The following is a 4,712-nucleotide window of genomic DNA, read 5'->3' as shown; positions in this document are numbered from 1 at the left end:
GAGGTGTGCTGGGCGGGGTTGGAGGGGGCGGGGATCGATCCGACGTCGTTGCGGGAGAGCAGTGCCGGGGTGTTCGCGGGGGTGATGTATCACGACTATGCGCCGTCGGGTACGGGTGGGGCGACGATTTCGGGTCGGGTGGCGTACACGCTGGGTTTGGAGGGGCCGGCGGTGTCGGTGGACACGGCGTGTTCGTCGTCGTTGGTGGCGTTGCATCTGGCGGCGCAGGCGCTGCGTAGCGGGGAGTGTGATCTGGCGCTGGCGGGTGGGGTGACGGTGATGGCCACGCCGGATGCGTTTGTGGAGTTCTCGCGGCAGCGAGGGTTGGCCGCTGATGGGCGGTGTAAGTCGTTCGCCGAGGCGGCTGATGGGGTGGGTTGGGGTGAGGGTGTCGGTGTGCTGGTGGTGGAGCGGTTGTCGGAGGCTCGCCGTCGTGGGCATCGGGTGCTGGCGGTGCTGCGCGGCAGTGCGGTGAACCAGGACGGCGCCTCCAATGGGCTGACCGCACCCAACGGTCCTTCGCAGGAGCGGGTGATCGCTCAGGCGCTGGCGTCGGCGGGGATCGGTCCGGCGCAGGTGGACGTGGTCGAAGGACACGGCACCGGCACCGCGTTGGGTGATCCGATCGAGGCGCAGGCGTTGCTGGCGGCCTATGGTCAGGGTCGGCGGTCGCCGTTGTGGCTGGGGTCGGTGAAGTCCAATCTCGGGCATACCCAGGCGGCGGCCGGGGTGGCCGGTGTGATCAAGATGATCCTGGCGATGCGGCACGGGTTGTTGCCCAAGACGCTGCATGTGGATGCGCCCTCATCGAAGGTGGATTGGTCGGGCGGGGCGGTGGAGCTGCTGACCGAACCTCAGCCCTGGCCGCGCGTTGCGGATCGGCCGCGCCGGGCGGGGGTGTCCTCGTTCGGCATCTCCGGCACCAACGCGCACATCATCCTGGAAGAACCCCCGGCCGAAGAGCCGCCGCACACGCCGCTTGCCGTGGTGCCGTCGGGCGAGCGCGACGGCACCACGGCCACAACGGCCCAGGACGACCCCGCGACTACCGCACCGGCGCCGGTGCGATCGGCGCCTGTACCTGTACCGACACCTGTGATGGTGCCGGTGGTGGTGTCGGCCAAGAGTCAGGCCGCGTTGCGGGCGCAGGCCGCTCGGCTGGCCGCCTTCATGACCGGGCACGATGCGGCCGGACCGGTCGAGGTGGCCGCCGGCCTGACCCGCCGGGCAGCTCTGGAGTATCGGGCGGTGCTGCCGGCGGCCGACCGGGAGGGTCTGCTGGCCGGTCTGCGGACCCTGGCCGCAGGCGAACCGACGACCGGCGAACCGACGACCGGCGGGTCGATGGCCGCAGGGTCGACGGCCGGAAGATCGGCGGCCGGTGAGCCGGGGACCGGTGGGTTGGCGGCCTCGGGGTTGGCGGCTGGTGGGGTGGCGGCCGGGGTGCTGGGTTCGGCTGCGGTGGTGGGTCGGGTGCGGCCGGGCCGGGTGGCGGTGGTGTTCTCTGGTCAGGGTGCTCAGCGAGTCGGGATGGGCCGGGAGTTGTATGCGGCTTTCCCGGTGTTCGCCCGCGCTTTCGATGAGGCCTGCGCACTCCTGGAGGCCGAACTCACCGCCGCCGACGGGGTGGTGACCGGCCTGGCCGATGGTGCGAGCCTGCGAGAGATCATCCTCGGCCACACCAACCAGAACGGCCAGACCAACCAGAACGGCCAGTCCGGCGAGACCGGCGAGATCAGTCAGACGAGTGGTTCTGCTGCTGGCGGGTTTGTCGCTGGTGGGGTGCTGGATCAGACGGTGTTCGCTCAGGCCGGGTTGTTCGCGGTGGAGACGGCGTTGTTCCGGTTGTTGGAGTCGTTCGGGGTGCGGCCTGATTTTGTGGCGGGGCATTCGTTGGGGGAGATTTCTGCGGCGCATGTGGCCGGGGCGTTGGGGTTGGCGGATGCGTGCCGGTTGGTGGCTGCTCGTGGCCGGTTGATGCAGGGGTTGCCGTCCGGTGGGGCGATGGCGGCGATCGGCTGCGGCGAGGATCTCCTTGCCCCGGTGCTGGCCGAGTACGGCCGGGTGGCGGTGGCGGTGGCGGCGGTGAACGCGCCTGGGTCGGTGGTGGTCTCCGGCGCTGCCGACCAGGTCGAGCAGGTCGTGGAATGGGCGCGAGAGCGCGGGTACCGGACGCGGCGGTTGCGGGTGTCGCATGCGTTCCACTCGCCGTTGATGGAACCGATGCTGGCCGACTTCGAGCAGGTGGTGGCGGGGCTGACGCTGCGTCGCCCGGAGCTGCCGCTGGTGTCCAACCTGTCGGGTGACCTGGCCGGCGAGGAGATCACCGAGCCCGGGTACTGGGTGGAGCATGTGCGGCGGCCGGTCCGGTTCGCCGACACCATCACCACCCTGCGCGGACACGGGGTCGGCTGTTACATCGAGGCAGGCCCGGACGCCCAGCTCACCCCGATGATCGAGCAGACCCTCGCTCATCATGACCACGTCGGTGACCGGCACCTCGACGGAACCGGTGGTGGGGACGGCGATCACGCCGAGGTCCGCGGTGGTGATGGCGGGCGCGGGGTCGGCTACGACGGCGGTGACCCGACGGTGGTGGCGTTGCTGCGCCGCGATCGGGACGAGACCGCTCAACTGGTCGCCGGGCTCGGCCAGGCGTGGACCTGTGGCACGGCCGTGGACTGGACCGCCTGGCCGGCTTGGACCACCGGAGCCGGAACGGCCGGACCGGCCGGTTCGGCCGGGGCCCGCGTCGGCGATCTGGATCTGCCCACCTATCCCTTCCAGCATCGCCGTTACTGGTTGCATTCGGCTCCGGCCGGTGACCCGACGGCGCTTGGTCTGCGTGCCGCTGATCACCCGATTCTGGGTGCGGTGGTGGAGCAGCCCGACGGGGGCGCCATCTTGACCGGCCGGCTGTCGCTCACTGCTCAGTCCTGGCTGGCGGACCACGCCATCAACGCCACCCCCATCCTGCCCGGCACCGCCTTCGTGGAACTGGCCCTGCGCGCCGGAGACCAGGTCGGCTGCCCGACCATCGACGAGCTCACCCTGCACGCCCCCCTGCCGATTCCCGATACCACCAATGGCACCGGCCATCACAGCACCAGCGACGGCATCACTCTGCAGATCATCCTCAGCCCACCCGACGAAGACGGCCGGCACCAGATCGCCATCCACTCCAAAGACGACCACGGACAGTGGACCCGGCACGCCACCGGCACCCTCACCCCCACCCCCGCCACCGCTCAAGACACCCCGACGGAGTTGAGCCAGGCCTGGCCTCCGCCAGGCGCCGAGCCACTGGACACCATCGGCTTGTACGACCGCCTGGTCGACCACGGCTACGGCTACGGCCCCGCTTTCCATGGCCTGACGCGGGCGTGGACGCGTGGTGGGGACCTTTATGCCGAGGTGTCGCTGCCGGTTGATGTCGCTGATCCGGCGGGTTATGGCGTCCATCCCGCGTTGCTGGACGCGGCGATGCATGTGGGCATGCTGGCCGTGCAGGACGCCGGTCAGGATGCCGGGGAGACCGGTCCGTTGATTCCGTTCAACTGGAGCGGCGTCACCTTGCACGCCACCGGCGCCACCGCGCTGCGCGTACGGCTGCGCCGCCTGGACGGCGAGGCGGTCACCCGGCTGGACCTGGCCGACCCCGCCGGTCGGCCGGTGGCTTCGGTGCAGACGCTGACCGCGCGACCGCTGACTTCTGAGCAGGTGGGCGGCGCGGTCACGGCCCGCTTGCTGTACGAGGTGACTTGGCGGCCGCTGGACGCGGTGGACGAGCGTGCCGCGGAGACCGCTGCTGGGATGCCGAACGTCGCGATGCTGCATGTCGCGTCTTCGCCAGGGGTTGCTGGTGGAGCACCCGTGGACGGTGACGTCCCGGTTCCGGTGCGGGTGCGCCGGGTCGTCGGTGAAGTGCTGGGTGAGTTGCAGTCATGGTTGGCCGAGGCGGACGCGCGGCCGGCGGTGGTGGTGACCCGGGGCGCGGTGGCCGTGGCCGACGGCGAGGTTCCGGATCCGGCGCAGGCTGCGGTGTGGGGGCTCGTGCGGGCCGCTCAGGCGGAAGAACCCGGCCGCATCACCCTGATCGACCTCGACCCGGACGACGGTTCAGTGGAAGGCGCGCAGGTCGCCCTCGGTCCTGAGGGTGCATCGGCGAGTGCGGTGCCGGCCGCCGTCGATGGTGGTGAGGACGGCTTTGCGGGTGGTGTGCGTGCCGCGCTGGCTTGTGGTGAGCCGGAGGTGGCGGTGCGCGGGGGCCGGCTGTGGGCGTCCCGGATGACCCACCTGGCATCCCCCGGCCCGGAGGGTGGAATCTCGTCGTCTGGGGCAGCCGGCCAGGTGGGGGGTGCGGATGCCGAGGTCGTGTGGCCGGTCGATGGGACGACGTTGGTCACTGGTGGTACCGGTGGGTTGGGTGCGTTGGTGGCGCGGCATTTGGTGGCGGTGCATGGGGTGCGGCATCTGTTGCTGGTCTCTCGCCGTGGCTTGGACGCCCCTGGCGCCGCTGAACTGCGCGATGAGCTGACCGGGCTGGGTGCCGAGGTGTCTGTGGCTGCGTGTGATGTGGCTGATCGGGATGCGTTGGAGTTGGTGCTGGAGGGGGTTGGTGGGGCGTGGCCGTTGCGTGCGGTGGTGCATGCGGCGGGGGTGGTGGATGACGGGGTGGTGTCGTCGTTGTCGGCTGGTCGGGTGGAGGCGGT

1 protein-coding gene is annotated in these 4,712 nt (G+C 70.8%); it reads left to right on the top strand.

Annotation, left to right across the window (positions count from 1 at the left end):
* Window positions 1–3: 3 nt before the first annotated feature.
* Window positions 4–4,712 (top strand): SDR family NAD(P)-dependent oxidoreductase (locus ACWEN6_RS40765; RefSeq protein ID WP_452577565.1); only part of this gene is annotated, 4,709 nt, incomplete at its 3' end.

It is taken from the genome of Sphaerisporangium sp. NPDC004334 (assembly GCF_053602655.1).
This window is presented reverse-complemented; position numbering and strand designations above follow the sequence as displayed.